Below are 23,547 nucleotides of genomic sequence, written 5' to 3'. Positions count from 1 at the left end.
TCGGCATCCGCCCCCTTCCACGTTCTCGGGGTCAGCGCCGTCGGCTGTTGCCGAACAGGCCGCGGATGACGCCGTTCACGATGCTCTTCGTGGCCCCGCGACCCAGCAGGCCGTCGAGCCCCGAGGCGGGCGCGCTCGTGCGGCTGCGCGGAGCGGCCGTCGACTTCAGGATGCGGTCGTACTCCCGCTGGGCCTTCTTCTGCGCCTCGGCGTTGGCCTTGTCGATCGCGGCCTTCTGCTTGGCGTATCCGGCGGCGTCGGCGGCCTCCTTCTTCGCCCGCTCGTCCGCTTCGCGCGCCTCGGTCGCCGCCTGCATGCGCGCACCGAGGATCTCGCGCGCCGACTCGCGGTCGATGGGCGTGCCGTAGGTCGAGAAGAGGGCGGATGCCGTCACGGTCGCGGCCATCGTCTCGGCGGCGATCGGCGACATCGAGGCGCGGGGCGCGAAGATGCGCGTCCACGCGACAGGGGTGGGTGCCCCCCGCTCGCTCATCACCGTGATGATGGCCTCACCCGTACCGAGCTCCTGCAGCACCCGCTCGAGGTCGTAACCCGAATCGGGGTAGGTGCGCACGGAGGCGCGCAGCGCCGTGGCGTCGTCGGGGGTGAAGGCGCGGAGCGCGTGCTGCACCCGCGAGCCGAGCTGGGCGAGCACGTCTCCCGGCACGTCCTTCGGGGTCTGCGTGACGAAGAAGACGCCCACGCCCTTCGAGCGGATGAGCCGCACGGTCTGCGTGATCGCCTCGAGGAACGCCTTCGACGCGTCACGGAACAGCAGGTGCGCCTCGTCGAAGAAGAACACGAGCTTCGGTTTGTCGACATCGCCCACCTCGGGCAGCACCTCGTAGAGCTCCGCCAGCAGGTACATGAGGAACGTCGAGTACAGCTCGGGGCGGGCGGCGACGTTCGGCACCTCGAGCAGGCTCACGATGCCCGCCCCCGAGGCGTCGGTGCGCAGGAAGATCGAGACGTCGAGCTCGGGCTCGCCGAAGAAGGTCTCGGCGCCGGCGGCCGAGAACGCGACGAGCTCGCGCAGGATCACGCCCGCGGTCGCCGCCGACAAGCCGCCGATGCCCTTCAGCTCGGCCTTGCCCTCGTCTCCGGTGAGGAAGGTGAGCACCGCCCGCAGGTCGGACAGGTCGACGAGGGCGAGCCCCTTCTGATCGGCGTAGTGGAACACGAGGCCCAGGCTCGACTCCTGCGTCGCGTTGAGTCCGAGCACGCGGCTGAGCAGCAGCGGACCGAAGCCCGACACCGTGGCGCGCACGGGGATGCCCGAACCCACATCGTCACCGAGCGCGAAGAACTCCACGGGGAACGCCCGCGCCGACCAGTTCTGGCCCAGGGCGGCGGTGCGTGCGGAGAGCTTCTCGCTGGGCGTCCCCGCGGCGGCCAGGCCCGACAGGTCACCCTTGATGTCGGCGGCGAACACCGGAACGCCGTTCTCCGAGAGCTGTTCGGCGAGCAGCTGCAGGGTGCGCGTCTTGCCCGTGCCGGTGGCGCCGGCGACGAGGCCGTGGCGGTTCGTCATGGCCAACGGAATGCGCACGGGCACGGCGGGCACCGGTCCCCCGTTCACGAGCACGCCGAGATCGAGCGCTGCGCCGGTTCCGGCGTACCCGGCGGCGATGCCCGCGACCTGCGCTTCGGTGAGAGGCGCGTCGGGGGCGGGGGTTCCCGATGCCGCGGGGTGTGCGGGAGCGGCGGGGGTTGCGGGAGCGGCGGGGGTTGCGGGAGCGGCGGGGGCTGCGGGGGTCGCGGATTCGACCTCACCGCCGGGCGCCGGCGTCTGTTCGGCGGCCGGGGTCGCGGCATCCGGCGACGGCGTCCCCGACGCGGATCGGGCCCGTGCGGCGGCGGCTTCGGCCGCGGCGAGTTCCGCCCGCGCCCGCGCCAGCCTCACTTCTGCTTCGGCGGCCTCCGCCTCGGCGCGAAGACGCGCCAGCTCGGCATCGGCTGAGGTCGGATCGGAGGGCACGGCACCGGGCTCGCTCATGCGCGTCAGCCTACGACGAGGTCGCGGCCTCGGCATCCGCCTTGCGCGCGCGTCTGATGGCCAGTCGGTCCTCGTCGCGGGCACGCAGGCGGGAGAACGCCGCGGCCAGGATCAGCGCGGCCCCGGCGCCGACCAGGGCGCCGCCCACGGTGTCGGAGAGCCAGTGCGCGTGCAGGTACGTGCGGCTGAACGCCATGAGCACGACCCACGCGACGCCGACGATGCGCACCCAGACCTTCGGGAAGAGCACCGCCGCCACCACGGCGATCGTCGCGGCGTTGGCCGCGTGCCCCGAGGGGAACGAGCCGAAGTCGCTGAGGATGAGGATGTCTTCCGGGCGCGCGCGCCCGAACGTGTGCTTGAGCGCCTGCACGAGCAGCGCACTGCCGACCGAGGCGCTCAAGAAGTACAGCGCCGACCATCGTCGTCGCGAGAAGAACAGCGCGGCCGCGCCCAGCACCGGCACGATCAGCACCGCGGTGAGGTGGCCGCCGACGGTGTCCATGAAGATCGCGAAGACGTACACCGGCTGCGACGGAGCCGAGGCGAAGAGCTGGTTCCACCACGTGTCGATCGCGAAGGGGCTGGGGCCGCGGAAGAACACCCACGCGCCCAGACCGCACGCCAGAGCGACGAGCACGATGCCGACGGTGGCGCGGAAGCGCTGCGGGCGCGTGTCGAGCACGTCCTGAGTCGCTGTGGCATCCATCGCCTCATGATGCCGGGTCGGCGCCACCGAGGGAATGGCCCCCGTCAGCGCGGGGCGTGCAGGGGCCGTTCTGCTACTGTGTGCGCTCCCACGGGTGCGAGGGTCACGGCGCGAGACGCTCGACGGTGCGCGGGCGCACCAGCAGCCACAGCGAGAGCACGCCGATGACCGCGCAGCCCAGCATGACCGAGGCCATGGTCGTGGCGGTGATGCCCGAGCCGACCGACAGCAGTCCGACCAGCGGCGAGATGACGCCGGCGATGCCGAAGTTCGCCGCACCGATGATCGACTGCGCCGTGCCGGCGGCCTTGCCGTGACGATCGAGGGCCAGCACCTGGGCGCAGGGGAAGGTGAACCCGCACGCGGTCATGAAGAAGAACAGCGGGATGATCGTGCCCCAGAGTCCGAGCCCGAGCTGGTCGGTCAGCACGATAGCCCCACCGGCGACCACGAGCACCGCCGTCGAGACGGCCAGCACCCACTGCGGCCCGAAGCGCGCCGCCAGACGCGAGGCGATCTGCACGCCCACGACGACGCCGATCGAGTTGGCCGCGAACAGCACGCCGTACTGCTGGGCGTTGAAGCCGTACGACACCTGGAACAGGAACGACGACGCCGACAGGTACGAGAACAGGCCCGAGAAGGTCATCGCGCCGATGACGAGCACGCCGATGAAGACGCGGTCGCGGAAGACGCTGCCGTAGCGCTGCCACACGGTGGTCGAGCCGGGGCCCCCACGACGGGCGGCCGGAAGCGTCTCGGGGATGAACAGGATGGCCGAGACCAGCATGACCGCACCGTAGACGGCGAGCACCACGAAGATGCCGCGCCACGGCATGACCAGCAGCAGAGCGGAGCCGGCGAGCGGGGCGAGCACCGGGGCGACGCCCGACACCATCGCCATACGCGAGAGCATCACGACGAGGCGCTTGCCGCCGAACAGGTCGCGGATGATCGCCGCGGCGACGACGCCGCCCGCAGCGGCTCCGGCACCCATGAGCACGCGCGCGATCGAGAGGGTCTCGAGCGTCGGGGCGAGAGCGGCGAACACGCTCGCGACGACGTGCAGGGCGGTCACCGACAGCAGCGGCACGCGGCGGCCGACCTTGTCGCTGAGGGGCCCGACGATCAGCTGACCGAGCGCGAAGCCGATCATCGTGCCGGTCAGCGTGAGCTGGATCGCGGCCGCGGTGGTCTGGAAGTCGGCCTCGAGGGTGGGGAACGCCGGCAGGTACAGGTCGATCGTGAAGGGCCCGAGGGCCGTCAGCGCACCGAGAACGATGATGTAGAGCAGGCGGCGCGACGACGGGATCGCGTCTCCCGGGTGCAGCACGATCGGCGCGGTGGCGGGGTTCTTGCCGAGCGCGCGGATGGCGCCGGTGTGCGTCTGCGCGGAGCGGGAGTCGGAGGAGACGACGGGAACGGAAGCAGTATCGAGCACGGGGGTTTCGTTTCGCAGCACGGACAGCCCGAACGGGTCGGGCTGAGAAAGTTTTGGGGGGAATATCGAACCTCGAATCGATTCGACTTCGTTCATACTAGCGCGCAGACCCCCTGCGCCACCATCCGGGCTCGCGGGTTCCTCCCAGGCCGTCAGCTCATTCACCCGAATAAAATGGACCCGTCGGCGGCTGCCGATGCGTCCCGCCCACCAGAGAGACGAACACAGCGCATGACCTCTTCCTCCGACAAACGTGCCAGCGGAAACCCGGCCAAACAGGCGCAGATCGACCTCACCGTGAAGCAGCAGCGCGAGCAGAAGCGCCAGGAGAAGCTCGCGGAGTACCAGAAGCAGGTCGCGAAGCGGAAGCGCGGGAAGCTCGTGTGGTGGGTCGTCGGTTCGACCGCGGCCCTCGTGGTGATCGGCCTTGTCGTCGCCTCGTTCGCGTTCGCCCCCGCTCCCCCCACCAGCTACCAGGCGGGCAACAGCACCGGCCGCGAGATCGACGGCGTGCAGACGTTCGAGAACCGCTCCGATCACGTGCAGGGCACCGTCACCTACGAGCAGACCCCGCCCGCGGGTGGCCCCCACAACCCGATCTGGCTGAACTGCGGTGTCTACACCGAGCCCCAGCAGAACGAGAACGCGGTGCACTCCATGGAGCACGGCGCCGTCTGGATCACCTACGACCCCGAGCGGGTCGACGCAGCCGGCATCGACGCCCTCAAGGCCGTCATGCCCTCGAGCTACGCCCTGCTCTCGCCCTACCCCGGCATGGACACCCCCGTCGCGGTCAGCGCGTGGAACCACCAGCTGAAGGTCGACGACCCGTCCGACCCGCGCATCTCGGAATTCTTCACGGAGTTCTGGCGCAGCCAGAACGCCCCCGAGCCGAACGCCGCGTGCTCCGGTGGAGTGAACGGCCCGGGCCGGGCCTGATGACCGACGACACCCCGGTCGCGCGCCCCGCCGTCCGGTGGGCCGTCGTCGCACTGGTCGTCGTGGCGATCGTGGCCGTGGCGTTCGCGATCGGACGCTTCACCGCGTTCGGCGCGACCGCCGCGCCCGCGCATCCCTCCGACACGTCGGCGGATGCCGGCTTCGCACGCGACATGCAGGTGCACCACACGCAGGCGGTGCTCATGGCGATGGAGATCTACCCTAAGACCTCCGACGACGAGCTGCGCAGCCTCTCGTACGACATCGCCACCGCCCAGTCGGGCCAGCGCGGCGAGATGTACGGGTGGCTCGTCGAATGGGGGCTCCCCCAGTCGTCGTCGCAGCCGCTCATGACGTGGATGGAGAAGTCGGGCGAGCACAGCCACGGCGACACCGCCACGCTCACCGAGCAGCAGCTGCTCGATGAGATGGGCATGGCGACCGACGCGCAGCTCGACGAGCTCCGCAGCGCCGAAGGTCAGCCCGCCGACTGCCTGTTCCTGCAGCTCATGATCCGCCACCACGAGGGCGCGATCCCCATGGCGCAGGCCGTCATCGAGCTCGGCAGCGATCCCCGCGTCAAAGAGGTCGCCGGCGCGATCGTCACCGGCCAGTCGGCCGAGCTCGACGCGATGCGCGACATCCAGTCGCGCCTGGGCTGCAGCGCCTGACCGCCCGGCGCGACGCGCGCCGCGATCCGGACCGCCCGCGCCCCGCGGCATCCGCCCCACCCCACCCGTGAACGCGATCCGCTCGCGTCGACGGTCTCTCCTCGCGTCTTTGCGGGCGGATGCCGTTCATGCACGCGCCCCCGGCCGATATCCCCCGCCACCCGGGCACCTCGCCACCCGGCGCACCTCGCCAGCCGGCGCACCCCGCCACCCGGCGCACCTCGCCACCCACCGACCGCCGGGAACGACGAAGGGGCGCGACACCCGTGCGGATGCCGCGCCCCTTCGGTCGTGACGGGCTCAGCCCTTCGTCGCTCCGGCCAGCAGGCCGCGCACGAAGAAGCGCTGCAGCAGGAAGAACACGATCAGCGGCACGAGGATCGAGATGAACGTGCCCGCGGACTGCAGGAACCACTGGTCGCCCCAGGTGCCCGACAGCGAGTTGAGCGATTGCGTCAACGGCAGAGACGACGATGGCGCGAAGATCGTCGCCACCAGCAGGTCGTTCCACACCCAGATGAACTCCAGCACTGCGAACGACGCGAGCGCGGGGGCCGCGAGCGGGAGGATCAGGCGGAAGAAGATCTGCCCGTGACCGGCCCCGTCGACGCGCGCGGCCTCGATGACCTCGGCCGGGATCTCGGCGATGAAGTTGTGCAGCAGGAAGATCGCCAGCGGCATCGCGAAGATCACGTGCGCGATCCACACGGTGGCGAAGCTGTGCTCCACCCCGCGCAGGTCGAAGCCCGGGAAGATCGTGACCTCGTTGATCGTCAGCCCGCGCGAGAACAGGCTCAGCAGCGGCACGAGGGCCATCTGCAGCGGCACGATCTGCAGCGCGAAGATGAAGATGAAGAAGAAGTTGCGGCCCTTGAAGTCGATCCAGGCGAAGGCGTACGCGATGAGCGAGGCGACCGCGAGGGCGAAGAGCACGACCGGGATCGTGATCGCCAGCGAGTTCAGGAACGACTGCGCCAGCGTCAGGGCGGTTCCGCCCGAGGTCAGCGCGAGCCGATAGTTGTCCAGCGTGAACGCCGGGTCGACGAACACGGTCCACCAACCGGTGGACTGCGTGTCGGAACCCGGACGGAACGACGTGATGAACAGGCCGAACGTCGGGATCGTCCAGAAGAAGGCGATCACGATCGCCGCGATCGTCGCGCCCTTCGAGGTGAGGCGCTTGCGCGCCATCGCCTCGTGCTTGCGCGTGTCGCGGGCGACCTGGCGGGCCGAGCGGTTGTCGGTGGTGGGCTCGATCACCACGGTGGAGGTGGTCATCGCACTTCCCTCTGCTTCCGGATCTGGCGCACGTTGAAGATGATCAGCGGCAGCACGAAGATGAACAGCACCACGGCCAGCGCAGCGGAGTGCCCGTAGCTCTGGAATCGCTGCTGCTGGTTGACCATCTCGAAGGCGAGGACGGTCGAGTCGTTACGTCCACCGGTCATGACGGCGACGATGTCGTAGATCTTCAGCGCACCGATCGCGATGGTGGTCAGCACGACGATGAGCGACGAGCGGATGCCGGGGACGGTGACGTTGATGAAGCGCTCCCAGGCGCTCGCGCCGTCGAGCTCGGCGGCCTCGTTCTGCTCCGGCGGAACGGCCTTGATGGCCGCGGACAGGATCACCATGGCCAGACCCGTCTGGCTCCAGATGAAGACCACGACCAGCAGAAGGGTGTTCACCAGCGGCGCCGCCGACAGCCACGAGATCGGCTGACCGCCGAAGGCCGTGACGATCGCGTTCAAGACGCCGAGCTGGTCGCCTTGGCGGAAGTCGTAGACGAACTTCCAGATGATTCCGGCGCCGACGAACGAGATCGCGAACGGCATGAAGATGAGGACCTTGAGGTATTTCTCGCCCGCGGCCCGGTCGATGAAGACGGCGTACGCGAGACCGATCGCGGTGGCGATGGTCGGGGCCAGCAGCACCCAGATGAGGGTGTTGATGACCGACCAGAAGCCCTCGGGGTTCGTGAAGGTCCAGATGTAGTTCTCGAAGCCGACGAAGTTGTCGCCCGTCTTGTCGAAGAACGACTGGAAGAACGTGGTGATGGCCGGGTAGACCAGGCCGATCAGCAGGAGGATCGCCGCGGGTGCGGCGAAGAGGATGAGCTGGAACAGGTAGCCGGCGCCCTGGCGTGAGCGGTAGTCGGCGTAGAAGAGGATCGCGCCCAGGATGACAGCGATGCCGAGCACGTAGACGACGGCGTTCTGGTAGGGCCGCAGCAGCATGAAGGCCAGCACCGGGATCGCGAAGCACGCGATGAGGCGGAGCCAGAAGTATCCCTTGCCCGCGCGCGGCGCGTACTCGATGAGCAGCAGCAGGAGGGCGACCACCACGCCGAACACGACGATGACGAGCGGGATCTGCACGAGGGGGCTCAGGCCGCCCAGCCAGATGAAGAAGCTGTTGAGGGAGAAGCCGAGGGTGGTCGGCTTGGTGTCGGCGGGAGCGCGCGTCACCATGAACAGGAAGAGCGCCACCGCGAGGATGAGGCCCACGAGGACCACGATCGTCGTGGTCCGTCTCGTGGCGGCGGTGCCGCGCGATGCACGGGCCTCTCTGCCACGCGGCGGTGGCGACGCCGCCGGCGTCGTCTCCGCGTTCTTGATGTCGGTCATGACGTCCCTCCCGAACACGCCTTCGTGCTCATCGATGAGTGCCCGTTAGCAACAGGGCGGATGAGAAGTATGGACCCGGTGGGCCGCCCGCGTCGCGGACGGCCCACCGGTTGATCTTCCAGGGTCAGTTGTCGTAACCGGCCTGGATGTCGCTCAGCACCTGGTCGGTGGGCGTGCCGTCGATCCAGCTGACCATGCCCTTCCAGAACGAGCCCGAGCCGACGGTGGCCGGCATGAGGTCGGACGCGTCGAAGCGGAGCGTGGTGTTCGGGTCCTGCAGCGTCTTCATCGCCTCGGTGAGGAACTCGCTGGAGGCGAGCGACGGGTCGGCGCCCTTGTTCGCGGAGATGACGCCGCCGAGCTTCACGCGAGCGTTGGCGAAGTCGGGGGTCGACATGAACTCGGCGACCTTCTGGACGGCCTCGTTGTCGGAGAACGTCGCGACGAACTCGCCGCCACCCTCGACGGCCAGCTCGCCCTCCTTGACGCCCGGGAGCAGGAACGCGTAGACGTCGCCGTCGGGGGCGATCGTCGGGGTCGCGCCGGCCGCGGTCTTCACCGTGAGGAAGTTGGCCGAGAGGAACGACGCCTGGTGCGTCATCGGGCAGCTGCCGTCGGCGACCTTCGCGGCCACGTCGGCGAACGCCGTCGAGTTGATGCTCTTGACGTCACCGAAACCGGCGTTGACGTACGACGGGTTGAGCAGGATGTTGCCGACCGCGTCGAAGGCTTCCTTGATCTGGGGGTCGGTGAACTTGACCTCGTTGGCGACCCACTGGTCGTAGACGTCGGGGCCGGACTGGCGCAGGACCATGTCCTCGATCCAGTCGGTGCCCGGCCAGCCCGACGCGGCGTCGGAGGCGAAGCCGGCGCACCACGGGGCGGCGCCGGTCTTCTGCTGAATGGTCTGCGTCAGGGTCATGAGCTCGTCGAACGTCTTGGGAACCTCGACGCCCCACTCCTTGAACTTCGCCGGCGAGTACCAGACGTAGCCCTTGAGGTTGGCGAGCATCGGGGCGGCGTAGAACTCGCCGTCCTGGGTGCCGTAGGACTTCCAGTCCTCGCCCCAGTACTCGTCGACGTTCTTCGACACGGTGTCGGACGCCTTCTGGACGTCTCCGGTGCCGATGAGGGTCTTGAGCAGACCGGGCTGCGGGACGATCGCGATGTCGGGGGCGTCGCCACCGGACACCTTCGTGACGATGTTGCCCTCGAAGCTCTTGTCGCCGGTGTAGACGACCTTGATGCCGGTGTCCTTGGTGAACTGCTCGAAGCTCTGGTTCAGCGCGTCGGCCTCGGTACCGGTGATGCCGCCGGAGATGCGGACGGTCGTGTCGCCTCCCGAGCCGCTGCCGGTGCCGCCGCTGCTGTCACCTTCGGCGCAGCCTGCGAGGGCGATCGCTCCGACCGCCAGCAGCCCGACGGGAGCCAGCAGGCGATACCGCTGTGACATACCCATGTGATCTCTCCTCTTTGAGTTCAGTGGTGCATCGGAACCTGTCAGGAACCGATTCCAGGCAACCGTAGATGCAATCCCGAAGAGTTGCAACCGGTCCCACATCACGAACCGATAACTCCCGGAATCACGCGGGATCTCGGCCTGGATCCGACGCGAAACCGGTTCCAGTTCGGGTCGATCTCGGATACGCTACTTCGACGTCGACACGGACGTCGACCACGGGAAGAAAGATCACGCATGAGCGGAATCGCCGATGTGGCACGCCTCGCCGGGGTGTCGAAATCGACCGCGAGCCGTGCTCTCACGGGCGGCGGCTACGTCTCCGACAGCACGCGCCGACGCGTCGCGGACGCCGCGGAATCCCTCGGCTACGTGCCCTCGACGAGCGCGGTGAGCCTAGCCACCGGACGCACGCGCACCATCGCCCTGATCGTGCCGAAGGTCAACCGCTGGTACTTCGGATCCATCGTCGAGGGCGTCGAACGCACCCTCATCCCCCTCGGATACGACGTGACCCTGTACGTCGCGGAGCCCGGGTCGGACGACCGCGAGACGCTGTACTCGACCTATCTCGCGAGAAAGCGCTTCGACGGCATCATCGCCGCGGCCCTCGAGCCCGACGACGCCGATCTCGAGCGGCTCGCCAACATCGGCAAACCCGTCGTCAGCATCGGCAACCCGCTGACGGGCGTCCCCACCCTCGGCCTCGACAACGTCGCGATCACGCGCAACATCACCGAGCACCTGATCGCGCTCGGCCACACCGACATCGCCTTCGTCGGCAGCACCCCCTCGACCGACGCACCCGCGAAAGACGTCGACGAACGCTCGATCGGCTACCGCAACACCATGAATGATCACGGCCTGGCCGTGCGCATCCGCAGCGTGCCGGCGACGCTCACCATCACCGACGCGTACGCGGCGGCGGTGTCGTTCCTCGCCGACACGGCGACGCGTCCCACCGGGGTGGTCGCCGCGTGCGACGAGGTCGCGATCGGCGTCATCATCGCCGCGCGCAGGATGGGCATCTCGGTACCGACCGAATTGAGCGTGGTCGGCATCGACGGTCACGACTACGCCGAGATGTTCTCGCTGACCACCGTTGAGCAGTTCCCCGAGGCCCAGGGCGTCGAGGCCACCCGCCTGCTGCTGTCGATGATCGAGGGCACCAGCCAGCCGCCGTGGCGCACGCCCGCCGAGACCCGTCTCGTGGTGCGCGCCTCCACCGCTCCCCCGCGACCGGCCTGAGCCACCCCGGCCGCGCGACCGGCCGGGAACGACGAAGACCCCGGATGCCGCGGCATCCGGGGTCTTCGTGCGACTCGAGGTCAGTCGGCGTTGCGCGTCGCGCGTCGGCGGACGACGAGGCCGAGACCCAGCAGAGCGAGCGCGGCGAGCACGCCGGCACCCATCCAGGCGGTGTCGGTACCGGTGAGTGGCAGCGCGCCGGGCTGTCCCGGGGTTCCCGGACCGGCGGGCTGCCCCGGCTCGCCGGGTGTGCCGGGCTGTACCGGAGTGCCCGGGTCGACCGCGGCGTCCGTCACCCGCACGGGCACCGTCGCCGTCGTGCCCGTCGCGGTGGTGAGGACCACCTCGAGGGACTCACCGGCGTCGGCCGGCACGGTCACCGACACCTGAGCCGCGCCGTCGACCACGGGCACCGTGACCGGGGCCGCGGAGCCGACGGTCACCGTGAGCTCGGTGGTGAGGGGGCTGCCCAGCGAGGTCAGGTCGAGCTTCGAGACGCCGAAGCTGATCTGGCCCCCGCGCTGCACCTCGGCCGGAGCCCCCGTCACCTGCACCGCGCGAGCGGCGAAGTCGGGCGTGAGCCCCGGGTTGGCCTGCAGGTAGGCGATCCAGCCATCGCGGTCGATGAGACCCGAGTCGCGCGTGTCGGCACCCTCGGTGAAGACCGAGAAGGCGTCACCGCCCTGCAGCAGGAAGCTGAACGTGCCCACCCGGTACTCGGCCTCGGGAGTGACGGCTGCCCCGTCGATCCAGATGCCCGTGATGCGCTCGCCCGCGGGGAGCGACGCATCGTAGGTGTAGCGGACGTTCTCGGACACCCCGAGCGCGAGCGTCGCGGCGCGGCCGGCCTCGTCGCCCCACTGCTGCTCGAGCAGGCGGCGCAACTGGTCGCCGGTCAGCGTCGTCGTGCCGAGGTTGTTCACGAACGGCAGGACCGCGTTGGCCTCGGCGAACGTGATCACTCCGTCGTCGCCCCGCAGCAGCTCGGCGCGCAGCCCACCCGGGTTCACCAGGGCGATGTCGGCGCCGCCGCGGTCGGGGTCGGCCAGCGTCGTGCGCAGCGCATCGGCGACCAGGCCGCCCAACGCCGAGGCGCTCGAGCGGTCGTCGCGCGTGCCACCGGTGTAGACGCCGTCGACGTAGGCGCCGCCGGTGAACGCGGTGGTGATGTCGGCCGTCACCGAACCGACCGGCTGCGAACCGACGCGGTCGGCCTCGGCCAGGGCGGCGTCGACGATGGCGTCGACCTCGGCGACCCGCGGGTAGGTCGCGATCAGCTCGGCGTCCAGCGCCGCGCTGTTCTCGGCGGTCTTCTCGGGGTCGTCCTCGACGGCCTCGGCCGCCAGACGGGGGACGTTGCGGGCGGTGTGACCGACGACCTCGCCGCTCTCGCGGTCGACGTCCAGGACCACCTGGCCGATGTTCGCGCCGTAGCTGCCGGTCTGGAGGATCGGACGCGTGCCCTCACCACCGGGGATCGGTGCCTCCCACACGTACTCCTCGTGGGTGTGACCGGTGAAGATCGCATCCACATCGGCATCCGTCTCCGTCACGATCCGCGCGAAGGCGCCGCCCTCGGCGACGGCCTTCTCGAGGGTCTCGCCCGCCGACGCGCTCGCGCTGGCACCCTCGTGGTACTCGGCGACGATGACGTCGACCTGGTCGCGGATCTCGCCGACCACGCGGTTGACCTCGGCCACCGGTTCGCGGAACTCGACGCCTTCGATGCCGCTCGGGGTGACGAGCGACGCCGTCTCCTCGGTGACGGCGCCGATCACGCCGACGCGCAGACCGTCGACCTCGAGGATCTCGTAGCCGGGGAGCATCGGCTGACCGTCGCGGTAGACGTTCGCGCCGAGGTACTCGAAGTCGGCGAGGTCGGAGACGCGCCCGAGCAGGTCGTCGGCGCCCTTGTCGAACTCGTGGTTTCCGACTCCGGATGCCGCGAGATCGAGCGCGTTCAGCACGTCGATCGTCGGCTTGTCACCGGCGTTCGACGACGCGAACAGCGAGGCGCCGATGTTGTCACCGTTGGAGAGGAACAGCGTCTTGTCGTCGCCGCCCTCCGCGCGCAGCTGCTCGATCGTGCCCGCGAACTTCACGGTGTTGGCGTCGATGCGCCCGTGGAAGTCGTTGATGTTGAGCAGGTTGAGCTCGGTGGTCGACGACAGGTCGACCCCCACGACGACGGGGTCGTGGTCGCTGGAGCGGTAGGGCGAGGCGTCGTAGAAGTTCAGCGCGTTGTAGTTGTAGCGGCTGTACTCCAGGGCGAGGGCCTCGACGGCGTTGATGTTCCACACGTCGACGCCGGTCACGAGGTCGCGCGCCGAGGGCGACGCGAGCACGTGGTCGAGCGACCCGGACTGCCCGCTGAACGAGTACGAGTACTTGCCCGTGCCCGCCTCCAGCGGCTCGTAGCCGAACGAGCGCAGCGTCTCGATCGGGTCCTCCTGCGTGTAGGAGTTGAAGTCTCCGAGCAGGAACACCTCGTCGGTGCCGACCTGCGCGGAGCGCTCCTGCGCGAAGGCGCCGAGCGCTTCGGCCTGACGCACGCGGTCGCCGTTGAACGCGCCCTGCACGCCGTTGGCGTTGTCGCCGGTGGCGGCGGGTCGGCTGTCGCCCTTCGACTTGAAGTGGTTGACGATCGCGAGCATCTTCGCGCCCTCGTCGTCGACCGGCGCGAAGGCCTGGGCGAGCGGCTGGCGGGCGTTGGCGAACGCCGGGTCGTCGAGGATGACGCTGTCGCCCACCGTGGTCACGACGGCCTTCTTGTAGATGAAGGCCGTGCGGATGACGTCCTCCGACGCAGGCACGGCGGCGGGCGAGGGCACGAAGGCCCACTCCTCGGCTCCGAGGGCGTCGTTGAGGGCGTCGACCAGCGTCGACAGTGCGTCGTCGCGGTCCTTGCCGAACTGGGCCGAGTTCTCGATCTCCTCGAGCGAGACGACGTCGGCGCCCAGACCGTTGATCGCAGCGACGATCTTCGCCTGCTGACGCTCGAGGTTCTCGGCGTTCGCGGCACCGCGAGGACCGGGGGCGGGGCACGTGTCGGCCGTGACGGGGTTGCCGTCGCGGTCGTCGTAGGTCGAGGTGCACCCGACGCTCTCGGCGGTGGTGGTGAAGTAGTTCAGCACGTTGAAGCTCGAGATCTTCACGCTGCCGCCGACCGGCTCGGGAGCCGAGGTGCGGGTGTTCGCGAAGGTCGCGGGCTGCACCGTCGAGGCGTTGTCGACCGTGAGCTGCTGGGTCGGCTGGAACTTCCACGCGTTGTTGCGGTAATCGAGGATGACCGGCTGCGTGAACGTCACCGGAGCACCCACGCGCACCGGGTCGGTGAGCGAGACGTAGGGCAGCGGAATGCCCTTGTTCGCATCGTTCAGGAAGTTGATCGACGCCCCGTCGTCGAGCACCACGGCCCGAGCGTTGTTGTCAGCGACCGCCGCCACGTACTCGGGGGTCGCGGGACGAGCGACGTCGGTGGGGGTGCGCAGCGGCGTGGTCCCGGCGGCGAGACCGACCTCGGCGTACTGGTTGGTGCTGTACGAGTTGGTGACGGTGAAGTCGCCCTGAGGCGCCAGCAGCATCCCCTCGAAGCGCTCGCGCTCCTCGTCGGTCTGGGGCCAGCCGATCTCGGCCGGCGACACGGCGTCGGCGTCCTCGGTCAGGATGCTGACCGCAGCGGCATCCGCGGTGATCTGGGTCTGGCCGGAGAACTCGCCCGCCGTCCCGGTCACCTCGACGTAGTCGCCCTGCGCGACGAGCGCCGTCGCGGCCGAGCCGTAGACGAAGATCGCGTCGGATGCCGTGTGGGTCGCGGCGTCGACCGCTCCGCCGGTCCCCGGGGTCTGCAGGAAGAAACCGTTGTACCCGCCCGTGGGGTATGCGGCGGTGACGATGCCGCGGGTCGTGACGGTCGTGCCGTCGAGTGGGGTCGTGGCGCCCGTGCCCTGGATCTCGCGGATGGGCGTGACGACGTCGGGAGCCGGAGCCGAGGGCTCTTCGGTCGGCTCGGGGTCAGGCTCGGGTTCGGGGGCGGGGGTTCCGCCGGCGGAACCCTGGGGCGTGACCGTCGTGGCGTTGGTGAAGTCGGCGGAGTTGTCGTCGGTGTCGACGAAACCCGAACGCACGAGCGAGTTGGGCACGGAGTTGCCCCCGTCGACCGTCGCCGCCGCCGTCTCGAAGCCGACCGCCGAGCCGTAGCCGACGAAGTCGACCACGCGGTCGTCGTCGACCGAGCCGGCGGGAAGGGCGAGTGACTCCGCCACATCGGCGAGGAACAGCTGGCCGTTCGTCCCCGAGGGGTTCAGGCCCGTGCTCGTGAGGTCGGCGGCGGGCAGGGCCGCGCCAGTGGCGCCGTTGCCGGGGAGGGCGATGAGGTAGTAGCCGCCAGCGGCGATCGAGCCGGTCAGGCTCTGCGTGTTCGCACCGGTCGGGGCGCTCTCGCTGGAGGCCGAGCGGTACTGCAGCGACCACCCGCTCAGGTCTTGCGCGGTGTCACCGGCGTTGTAGAGCTCGACGAACTTCTGCGAGAACGGAGCGTTCGCGCTCCCGCCCTTCAGGTAGGCCTCGTTGATCACCACCCGGGGGCCGTCGGCCGCGAAGGCGGGGAGCGGGACGAGGGCGGAACCGAGCAGAGCCGCGCCGAGGGCGGCGCTCAGGACGGTCGTGAAACGGCGTGCGGGCACGCGCGACACATCGGAAAGCATGGGTCTCCAGATAACGACGAACGTGGGAACGACGTCGCGTGGGGGGATCGACGGGGGTTCTCAACGACCGTAAACGATCCGCATACCCTTTTCCCAGACTCACAGGTTTCGTTTGCGTGAACTCCGTCCGAGGCTCCGACCGGGAACGACGAAGCCCCGGATGCCGTGGCATCCGGGGCTTCGTGTGCATCGCGTTACCGCGACCGTGAAGCGTTATTACTTCAGGGTCACCGTGGCGCCGGCGGCCTCGAGGGCCTCCTTGGCCTTGTCGGCGGTCTCCTTGTTCGCGCCCTCGAGCACGGCCTTGGGAGCACCATCGACGACGGCCTTGGCCTCGCCGAGGCCGAGCGAGGTGAGCTCGCGGACGACCTTGATGACCTGGATCTTCTTGTCACCGGCGGCCTCGAGGACGACGTCGAACGAGTCCTTCTCCTCGACCTCTTCGGCGGGGGCAGCGCCACCGGCGGCGGGGCCGGCAACGGCCACGGGGGCGGCAGCGGTGACGTCGAAGGTCTCCTCGAACGCCTTGACGAACTCGGAGAGCTCGATGAGGGTGAGCTCCTTGAACGCGTCGAGCAGCTCTTCGGTGCTGAGCTTAGCCATGTTGTATCTCCTTGATCGGGTTAATCATCCGGGGCCGGGTCAGGCCGCGGTGTCCTGCTTCTCGCGCAGCGCGTCGACCGTGCGAACGGCCTTCGACGGAAGCGCCTGGAAGACGTATGCCGCCTTGGTCATCGTCGCCTTCATCGCGCCGGCGAGCTTCGCCAGCAGGACTTCACGGCTTTCGAGATCGGCGAGCTTGTTGACCTCATCCGCGGTCAGAGCGGCGCCATCGAAGTAGCCGCCCTTCACCACGAGCTGAGGGTTAGCCTTGGCGAAGGCACGCAGGCTCTTCGCGACGGCGACAGGGTCACCGTGCACGAACGCGATGGCAGACGGGCCCTTGAGCTCGTCGTCCAGTCCCGTGACCCCCGCGTTAGCCGCGGCGATCTTGGTCAGCGTGTTCTTCACCACGGCGTAATCCGCGTCCTGACGGATGTCGTTGCGCAGCTGCTTGAGCTGGGCAACCGTCAGACCGCGGTACTCGGTCAGCAGAACGGCGGTCGAGCTCTCGAAGTTCTTCGTGAGCTCGGCGACCGATGCATCCTTCTGCGCCATGGCCACTCCTTGTGTGAACGAGGCGCTCCGCGATGGCGGGGCGCCGGCCGAAGACACCGGGGTCCGGACAAAAAAGAAGAGCTCCGGCGCAAGGCACGGAGCTCGATTCCCGAAGGAGAGTTCGTACACCTGCGTTGGTCCCCTGCTTTTCAGCAGACGCTTCGATCGGAATGCGAGCACTCCGATAACCGACGGTCTTTGGCTTGCCCCCACTGTACCCGATCCCCCGGGCCTGCGCCAATCCGCCCGCGTCAGGAGACGCGGGGTTCGGGCAGCAGAGCGCGGGTCATGCGCACGATGCGCGACGGAGTGCGCGCACCGAGCCACACGGTGCACATCGGCGCGTCGCCGCACGCCCACTCCGCGCACCACGCGTGGATCGCCTGCGCGAGCCGCTCGCCGCGCGGACGCAGTTCGCCGTCGATCGTGCGGTCGAGCCAGCTGACACGCCCGTCCCCCGCGTCGACGACGCCGACCTCGGCGGCGCCGCACACCTCGACGACGACGGTCAGGTGCACGGCGGGCGAGAGCGCGGCCGCGATCCGACGCATCTCGGCGACGTTCTGCGCGTCTCCCCCGAGCAGCACGGCGCCCTCGATGTCGCACCAGCGCCCGCCGTCGGGGCGCTTCGCGGCGTGATCTTCGGCGGGCATGCAGACAACTTAGGGCACCCTTACCTGCGGCACAAGACCCCGGATGCCGACGCGCCGCGCCTCGCATGCGCTCCACGGGCGAGCGGGGTTAGGGTCGAACGCATGTCCCCCGAGCTCGTCGCATCGCGCAGCGCCGACCTCGACGCCCGGATCGTCGCGGACTCGCGTGATCGCGTCGCCTGGATCCGCGCGCGCAGCCGGGGCATCACCGCGACCGACGTCGCGACGCTGACGAGCCACAACGCCATCGCGCGAGCGGCGGATGCCAAGCTCATGGGCTCGAACTTCTCGGGCAACGCCTTCACGGCGCACGGTCGTCGTCGCGAGCCCGAGATCGCCGCGTGGGTGGCGGCGACCCACGGCATCCGCCCCTCCTCCGCGCTCTACCACGCGGTCGTCGAGAAGCGTCACCTCGCCACCCCCGACGGCGTGGTCGTCGACGGCGAGGGCCGCATCGTGCTCGCCGAGATCAAGACGACCAACAAGGCGTGGCGCTCGATCCCCAAGACCTACATGCGTCAGATCTGGTGGCAGCAGCACGTGCTCGGCGCCGAGCGCACCCTCGTCGCCTGGGAGCAGCATGACGGCTTCGTCCCCCTGCACGACGAACCGCGGTGCCAGTGGATCGACCGCGACGAGCGCGAGATCTCCAAACTGGTGGGTCTCGCCACCTCCCTCATCGACGAGCTCTACCGCCGCACGATGGAGGCGCGTCAGCCGCGTCCCGAGCCGGTCCGCCCCGAGCCCACGGAGAGGTACCGCGCTCTCGCGCTCCTCGATTAATAGTTGACGGAAGTCAAGCAATAGGCGTATCGTTGACATCAGTCAACTAATCGCGCCATCGTCGTCGCGGCATCCGTCCCCCCTTTCGTGGAGCTCCCGCATGACAACCTCTTTCCCCGAGGCGCCCGCACAGCGGCGCGTCCTCCCGGCCCTCATCGGCCTGCTGCTCGGCACGTTCGTGTCGATGCTCGCCTCGACCGTCGTCTCGACGTCGCTGCCGGTCATCGTCCACGACCTGTCGGGCGACCAGAACGCCTACACCTGGGTCATCACCGCGACCCTGCTCACCACCGCGATCTCGACCCCGATCTGGGGCAAGCTCGCCGACCTGTTCAACCGCAAGGTGCTCATACAGATCGCGATCGCGATCTTCGTGCTCGCCACCGCGGCCGCCGGGTTCTCGCAGAACACCGACATGCTGATCGGCTTCCGCGCGGTGCAGGGCCTCGGTGCCGGCGGTCTCGCCGCCCTCAGCCAGGTGATCATGGCCGACATCATCAGCCCGCGCGAGCGCGGCCGGTACATGGGCCTCTTCGGCGCCGTGATGGCCGTCGCCACCGTCGGCGGCCCCCTGCTCGGCGGTGTCATCACCGACGCCTTCGGATGGCGCTGGAACTTCTTCGTCGCCCTCCCCTTCGCCGTCGCCGCCCTGCTGATCCAGCAGCGCACGCTGCACCTCCCCGCCCGCCCGACGCGCAAGGTCAAGATCGACTACCTCGGCATCGTGCTGCTCTCGGCCGCCGTCTCGCTGCTGCTCGTCTGGGTGACCAACGCCGGCAGCACCTTCGAGTGGGCCAGCACCGAGACTTTCCTGATGGTCGGCGGCGCGGTGCTCGCGGCGATCCTGTTCGTCGTCGTCGAGCTGCGCTCGTCGGAGCCCCTCGTGCCGCTGACGCTGTTCCGCGACGCCACCTTCACCCTCGCCACGATCGCCTCGATCGCGACCGGCCTGGCGATGTTCGGCACCTCGGTGTTCCTCAGCCAGTACATGCAGATGGCCCGTGGCGCCACGCCCACCGAGGCCGGCGTCATGACCATCCCGATGATCGGCGGCCTGCTGGTCTCGTCGATCGTCGTCGGTGCGCTCATCTCGCGCTTCGGTCACTGGAAGCCGTTCCTCATCACCGGCGGCGTGCTGCTGATCGCGGGGACGTTCCTGCTGTCGACGATCCACTACGACACCAACTTCGCGCTCGTGTCGCTGTACATGGCCCTGCTCGGTGCCGGTGTCGGCATGACGATGCAGAACCTCGTGCTCGTCGTGCAGAACACCGCCAACCCCAGCCAGATGGGTGCGGCCAGCTCGGGAGTCACGTTCTTCCGCAGCCTCGGCGGCACGATCGGCGTCTCGGTCATGGGTGCGGCCCTGGCGAGCATGGCGACGAGCCTGTTCACCGACCGCGCGGCCGACCTGCAGGCCGCGATCATGGGCCTGGGCGAGAAGGGCGCCGCCGTCGCCCAGACGCTGCAGTCGGGAGCCATCCCCCAGGTGTCGACCCTGCCCGAGAGCGTGCGCGTGATCGTCGAGGACATCTACGCCCAGTCGATCGCCCACTCGTTCCTCATCGCGGTGCCCGTGGCGATCGTGAGCCTCATCGCGATCGTGTTCCTGCCGAACCGTCCCCTCACCCGCATGACGACGACGGAGCGCGTCGCCGCGAGCGAAGCCGACCTCGCCACGGTCTCGGTCCCCGAGGCGATGGCGACGCTCTCGGCCACGGGAACGATCCCGACTCAGGATGCCGCCTCCCCGCGCCGCGCACGTCGTGACGCCGGGATGGGAGAGGATGTCTGACGTGAAGAGCGAAACGGACGACGAGCGCCGCGAGGCCGTACAGGCCCTGGAATCGTCGTTCTCGGAGCTCATGACCGTGTTCCGCCGCTTCGTCTCCGAAGCGGCGGAACGCGTGAGCCCGGGGATGCTGCCGGCGACGTTCAAGGCCCTCTCGGTCGTCAGCCGCTTCGGACCGCTCACCCTCTCGGCCCTGGCCGAGCGCCTCGCCGCCGACAAGGGATTCCTCAGTCGCGGGATCAGCGAGCTCGAGGATCTCGGACTCGTCACCCGCACGCCCGACCCGAACGATCGTCGTTCGCGCCTGATCGCCGTCACCGAGCTCGGGCACACCCGCTTGGCCGATGCCCGCGCCCCGCACGAGAGCCGCCTCTACGACGCCATCGCCGATTGGACCATCGGCGACATCCGTCACCTCTCGACGCTGCTGCACGCCCTCGCCGTCGGCGAAGTCCCCTCGCGCGACTGACCGGCAGCGGGGGCCGACCGCGGAGGGCATCGGGCGATCCCGGATGCCGTGGATCCCGGCCCTCGACGGGCTTCGCGACACGGTGACCGACGCGTAACACCGGCGAGACAATGGCGCGATTGACTGGGCGGACCGCAGCGAAGTCGCTGCGTAGCGACGTCACGAGAGAGAGCGCCCGATGAGATTCCGATCGACGCGTCCCGAGGCCGCCCTCCAGCCCGCCCCCGCGCTGCCCGAGACGATGCGAGCGGTGGTGTTCGATGCCCCCGGTTCCGCCGAGGTGCTCCGGGTCGCCGACGTCGCGGTCCCCACTCCGGTGCTCAGCGAGGTCCTCGTGCGGGTGATCGCCGCCGGCGTCAACCCGATCGACGCGAAGACCCGCGCGGGACGCGGCATGTCGGCTGCCATCGACGCGTGGCCGGCCGTGCCGGGGTTCGACGTGAGCGGCGTGGTGGTGCGCACCCCCTTCGACGCGCACCCGTTCCCCGTCGGCACCGAGGTGTACGGCATGGCCGCCTTCCCCCGCACCCCCGGGACCTCGGCCGAGTACGCCGTCGTTCCCACGCTTTCGCTCGCCCGCAAGCCCGCCTCGCTCTCGCACGTCGAGGCCGCCGCCGTCCCCCTGGCCGCGCTGACCGCCTGGGGACTCGTCGTCGAGACGGCCCTCGCGCACCAGTGGCAGCGCATCCTCATCCACGCCGGCAGTGGCGGGGTGGGGCACTTCGCCGTGCAGTTCGCCGCCTACTTCGGCGCGCACGTCATCGCGACCGGCTCGACGCGCAACCTCGAATGGCTCCGCGAGCTCGGAGCCGCCGAGGTCGTCGACTACACCGCGACGCGCTTCGAAGACGTCGTCCACGACGTCGACGTGGTCATCGACCTCATCGGCGACGTCTCCGACGACACCGGCACGCGCTCCCTCGAGGTGCTGCGCCCCGGGGGCCTGCTCATCGAGGTGCCGACCGGCGCATGGCCGGGCTTCCGCGAGGCGGCCGCGGCCCGCGGCATCCGTTCGACGGACTACAAGACGATCCCCGACGGCGGCGCCCTGGCGACCATCGCCCGCCTGCTCGATTCGGGTGCGGTGCGGGTCTACGTCGAGCACGTGTTCGACCTCGCCGATGCCGCCGACGCGCACGTCGAACTCGAGCGCGGGCACACGCGCGGCAAGATCGTCCTCTGCGTCAGCGACGACTGACCGGCGGATGCCGCGGAGCCGGGGGTCACCCGGCTGCGAGCATCCGCCGCCCCTCGCCGACGATCTCGTCGGCCACCTCGTCGAGCAAGGGAGAGGTGAGGTTCCACTGCTGCCAGAACAGTGGCACGTCGACCGGATCGGCACCGAGCCGCACCAGGCGACCCTGGGCGAGCCCCTCGGCGGACTGGAATCCGGGGAGAAGCCCCCACCCGAGCCCGAGCCCGACCGCTGCGGCGAAGTCCTGCGAGGCGGGCACGCGGTGCCGCGGAGGATCCGCCGGCGAGACCCCGCGCCGCAGGAGCCACTGCGTCTGCAGGTCGTCTCGTCGGTCGAAGTCGACGATCGGCGCCACCGCGAGCGCGTCGGCGTCGACCCCCCGAGCGAACCACCGCTCGGCGAACCCCACGGTCGCCACCGCTTCGTAGCGCAGCACCCCGAGTGAGCGCACCCGGCACCCGGCCACCGGGGTCTCGCGCGAGGTGACGGCGGCCATGACCGTGCCGCTCTCGAGAAGCCCGGCCGTGAAGTCCTGGTCGTCGCGGTGCAGGTCGAACACCACCGCGCGGCGCGCCGCCACGCGCGCCAGCGGGGGCAGGAACCACGTCGCGAGCGAGTCCGCGTTGACGGCGAGGGCGACGGATGCCACCGAGCCCTCCTCCGCGCCCAGGGCGGCCAGGGCGTCGTGTTCGAGCAGGGCGAGCTGGCGGGCGAGGCGCACCACGGCGTCGCCGGCCTCGGTCGTGCGTACGGGCTTGGACCGCACGAGCACGACGCGTCCGAGTTGGTCCTCAAGCGCGCGCAGCCGCTGGCTCACCGCCGACGGGGTGATGTGCAGGCGTCGGGCGGCGGCGTCAAGGGTGCCCTCGTCGACGACGGCGGCGAGGGTGCGAGCGAGATCGAGCGGGACCGGCATGAAGCGATGCTAATGGTTCATCAGAATAATGAGCTGTTCTTTTCTTCTGGGCGACCGTAGCGTCGTCGTCGTGCTCCCCTCCGTCTTCGCCGGTCTCGGCCTCGGCCTGTCGCTCATCGTCGCCATCGGCGCCCAGAACCTCTTCGTGCTGCGCCAGGGCATCCGGCGCGAGCACCTGCTCGCCGTGGTCGCGGTGTGCGCTCTGTCCGATGCGATCCTCATCGTGCTCGGCGTCTCGGGCGTCGGGCTCGTGCTGCAGGCCGTGCCGTGGCTGCTCATTGTCGTGCGCTGGGCGGGGGCGGCGTTCCTCGTGGGGTACGGCGTGCTGGCCGCGCGGCGCGCCCTACGGCCGAGCGGCGAGACCCTGCGGGTCGACGGGGGCGCGGCATCCGCCCCCTCCCCCCGCGCCGGAGACGCCGGCGGTACCGCCGTGCGCACGCGCCCGGCCCGGACCACGCTGGCCGCCGCCCTCGCGACGTGCCTCGCCCTGACGTGGCTGAACCCGCACGTGTACCTCGACACGGTGTTCCTGCTGGGCTCGGTCGCCTCGACCCACGGCGACGATCGATGGGCCTTCGCTCTGGGCGCCTGTGTGGCGAGCGTGCTGTGGTTCACCTCGCTCGGCTTCGGCGCCCGCTGGCTCGGGCGGTGGCTCGACACCCCGCGCGCGTGGCGCATCCTCGACGCGGTGATCGCCGTGGTGATGTTCGCGATCGCGATCTCGCTCGTCCTGCCGCACTGAGCGGCGATTCGCCGGCCGCGGGGCATCCGCGGCCCACGGGACG

At 69.8% G+C, this 23,547-nt stretch carries 19 protein-coding genes; 8 read left to right on the top strand and 11 right to left on the bottom strand.

What is annotated here, in order from left to right; translation table 11 throughout:
- Window positions 1–31 precede the first annotated feature (31 nt).
- From FS769_RS09400 to FS769_RS09390, 3 genes are all read right to left on the bottom strand, one after another.
- Window positions 32–1,996, bottom strand: coding sequence for a helicase HerA-like domain-containing protein (locus FS769_RS09400; RefSeq protein WP_144832785.1), 1,965 nt, complete (start codon window positions 1,994–1,996; stop codon window positions 32–34).
- Between the two features lie 10 nt (window positions 1,997–2,006).
- On the bottom strand, window positions 2,007–2,705 hold the full coding sequence (locus tag FS769_RS09395; protein ID WP_144832784.1) for a phosphatase PAP2 family protein: 699 nt from the start codon (window positions 2,703–2,705) through the stop codon (window positions 2,007–2,009).
- Between the two features lie 103 nt (window positions 2,706–2,808).
- Window positions 2,809–4,146 (bottom strand): multidrug effflux MFS transporter, encoded by a 1,338-nt coding sequence (locus FS769_RS09390; RefSeq protein ID WP_186325494.1) that lies wholly within the window; start codon window positions 4,144–4,146, stop codon window positions 2,809–2,811.
- 231 nt (window positions 4,147–4,377) lie between these two features.
- On the opposite strand from FS769_RS09390, the gene FS769_RS09385 reads away from it, so the two are divergent.
- The gene (locus tag FS769_RS09385; protein WP_144832782.1) at window positions 4,378–5,085 is read left to right on the top strand and encodes a DUF3105 domain-containing protein; all 708 of its coding nucleotides are present in this window, start codon (window positions 4,378–4,380) and stop codon (window positions 5,083–5,085) included.
- The gene (locus tag FS769_RS09380; protein WP_144832781.1) at window positions 5,085–5,756 is read left to right on the top strand and encodes a DUF305 domain-containing protein; all 672 of its coding nucleotides are present in this window, start codon (window positions 5,085–5,087) and stop codon (window positions 5,754–5,756) included. The genes FS769_RS09385 and FS769_RS09380 overlap by 1 nt, the downstream gene beginning before the upstream one ends.
- Before the next feature lie 300 nt (window positions 5,757–6,056).
- Here FS769_RS09380 and FS769_RS09375 read toward each other — a convergent pair whose 3' ends face one another.
- The 3 genes from FS769_RS09375 to FS769_RS09365 all read right to left on the bottom strand — a co-directional run bounded on the left by FS769_RS09375 (window position 6,057) and on the right by FS769_RS09365 (window position 9,842).
- The gene (locus FS769_RS09375; protein WP_144832779.1) at window positions 6,057–7,034 is read right to left on the bottom strand and encodes a carbohydrate ABC transporter permease; all 978 of its coding nucleotides are present in this window, start codon (window positions 7,032–7,034) and stop codon (window positions 6,057–6,059) included.
- The gene (locus FS769_RS09370) at window positions 7,031–8,383 is read right to left on the bottom strand and encodes a carbohydrate ABC transporter permease (protein WP_373459193.1); all 1,353 of its coding nucleotides are present in this window, start codon (window positions 8,381–8,383) and stop codon (window positions 7,031–7,033) included. Before FS769_RS09370 ends, FS769_RS09375 begins: the two co-directional genes overlap by 4 nt.
- A gap of 124 nt (window positions 8,384–8,507) precedes the next feature.
- A complete protein-coding gene (locus tag FS769_RS09365) occupies window positions 8,508–9,842 on the bottom strand; it encodes an ABC transporter substrate-binding protein (protein ID WP_144832777.1) in 1,335 nt (444 codons plus the stop codon).
- A 237-nt stretch (window positions 9,843–10,079) separates the two neighbouring features.
- Here FS769_RS09365 and FS769_RS09360 point away from each other — a divergent pair, with 237 nt between their 5' ends.
- A complete protein-coding gene (locus FS769_RS09360; RefSeq protein ID WP_144832775.1) occupies window positions 10,080–11,090 on the top strand; it encodes a LacI family DNA-binding transcriptional regulator in 1,011 nt (336 codons plus the stop codon).
- An 80-nt stretch (window positions 11,091–11,170) separates the two neighbouring features.
- Here the strand turns inward: FS769_RS09360 and FS769_RS09355 are convergent, their stop codons facing one another.
- From FS769_RS09355 to FS769_RS09340, 4 genes are all read right to left on the bottom strand, one after another.
- Window positions 11,171–15,796, bottom strand: coding sequence for an ExeM/NucH family extracellular endonuclease (locus FS769_RS09355; RefSeq protein ID WP_144832773.1), 4,626 nt, complete (start codon window positions 15,794–15,796; stop codon window positions 11,171–11,173).
- Between the two features lie 216 nt (window positions 15,797–16,012).
- Window positions 16,013–16,399 carry a 50S ribosomal protein L7/L12 gene (rplL, locus tag FS769_RS09350; RefSeq protein WP_058232706.1) on the bottom strand — a complete coding sequence of 129 codons (387 nt, stop codon included), beginning with the start codon at window positions 16,397–16,399 and terminating at the stop codon, window positions 16,013–16,015.
- A 39-nt stretch (window positions 16,400–16,438) separates the two neighbouring features.
- Window positions 16,439–16,954, bottom strand: coding sequence for a 50S ribosomal protein L10 (rplJ, locus tag FS769_RS09345; RefSeq protein ID WP_094735742.1), 516 nt, complete (start codon window positions 16,952–16,954; stop codon window positions 16,439–16,441).
- Window positions 16,955–17,205: 251 nt separating this feature from the next.
- A complete protein-coding gene (locus FS769_RS09340) occupies window positions 17,206–17,607 on the bottom strand; it encodes a hypothetical protein (RefSeq protein ID WP_144832771.1) in 402 nt (133 codons plus the stop codon).
- Between the two features lie 102 nt (window positions 17,608–17,709).
- Here FS769_RS09340 and FS769_RS09335 point away from each other — a divergent pair, with 102 nt between their 5' ends.
- From FS769_RS09335 to FS769_RS09320, 4 genes are all read left to right on the top strand, one after another.
- Complete coding sequence (locus FS769_RS09335) at window positions 17,710–18,390, top strand: YqaJ viral recombinase family protein (RefSeq protein WP_144832769.1); 681 nt, start codon at window positions 17,710–17,712, stop codon at window positions 18,388–18,390.
- 100 nt (window positions 18,391–18,490) lie between these two features.
- Window positions 18,491–20,185, top strand: coding sequence for an MDR family MFS transporter (locus FS769_RS09330; protein ID WP_144832768.1), 1,695 nt, complete (start codon window positions 18,491–18,493; stop codon window positions 20,183–20,185).
- A gap of 1 nt (window position 20,186) precedes the next feature.
- Window positions 20,187–20,651 carry a MarR family winged helix-turn-helix transcriptional regulator gene (locus FS769_RS09325; RefSeq protein WP_396652416.1) on the top strand — a complete coding sequence of 155 codons (465 nt, stop codon included), beginning with the start codon at window positions 20,187–20,189 and terminating at the stop codon, window positions 20,649–20,651.
- 178 nt (window positions 20,652–20,829) lie between these two features.
- On the top strand, window positions 20,830–21,849 hold the full coding sequence (locus FS769_RS09320; RefSeq protein WP_144832764.1) for an NADP-dependent oxidoreductase: 1,020 nt from the start codon (window positions 20,830–20,832) through the stop codon (window positions 21,847–21,849).
- 25 nt (window positions 21,850–21,874) lie between these two features.
- Here FS769_RS09320 and FS769_RS09315 read toward each other — a convergent pair whose 3' ends face one another.
- The gene (locus tag FS769_RS09315; RefSeq protein WP_144832762.1) at window positions 21,875–22,762 is read right to left on the bottom strand and encodes a LysR family transcriptional regulator ArgP; all 888 of its coding nucleotides are present in this window, start codon (window positions 22,760–22,762) and stop codon (window positions 21,875–21,877) included.
- Between the two features lie 28 nt (window positions 22,763–22,790).
- Here FS769_RS09315 and lysE point away from each other — a divergent pair, with 28 nt between their 5' ends.
- Entirely contained in the window at window positions 22,791–23,504 is a 714-nt protein-coding gene (gene lysE / locus FS769_RS09310) for an L-lysine exporter (protein WP_144832760.1), read from the top strand.
- The last annotated feature ends 43 nt before the right edge of the window (window positions 23,505–23,547 follow it).

Origin of the sequence: Microbacterium sp. BH-3-3-3, from assembly GCF_007679045.1 — a bacterium.
Lineage (GTDB): Bacteria > Actinomycetota > Actinomycetes > Actinomycetales > Microbacteriaceae > Microbacterium > Microbacterium algihabitans.
Note: the sequence above shows the minus strand (reverse complement) of the source record. Positions and strands in the feature narration are given on the sequence as shown.